The 284-nt window shown below is 35.9% G+C and carries 1 protein-coding gene; it reads right to left on the reverse strand.

What is annotated here, in order from left to right; genetic code table 11:
* A partial coding sequence (locus SB775_RS28850) for a TRIC cation channel family protein (RefSeq protein WP_410864624.1) occupies positions 1–144 on the reverse strand: 144 nt, incomplete at its 3' end.
* Positions 145–284 lie beyond the last annotated feature (140 nt).

Genomic DNA, 284 nt, shown 5'->3' on the forward strand with positions numbered 1-284 from the left:
ACGAATAATACCGCCGCCGAGCGCAGTGGCTACAGCTAAACAAAGGACACCGAATAAATCTAAATCTTTTTTTAAACCAACTAATGTACCGGAAATAGCAGCGGCGATAATGCCAAGAAACGTAAATATGTCGATTAATAACATTGCTGTAATCCCTTCCTCCTAAAGATGTTCCAGAGAAAAAATATACACTAAAGTTTTGGAAATAACAATTACTTTTCGCTACATGTAGAAAAATGGATGAAATAGCTAAAGAAAGCGTTTGAAAATGCTTGATAAGTAGC

The sequence above is a fragment of the Peribacillus sp. SIMBA_075 genome (assembly GCF_046534585.1).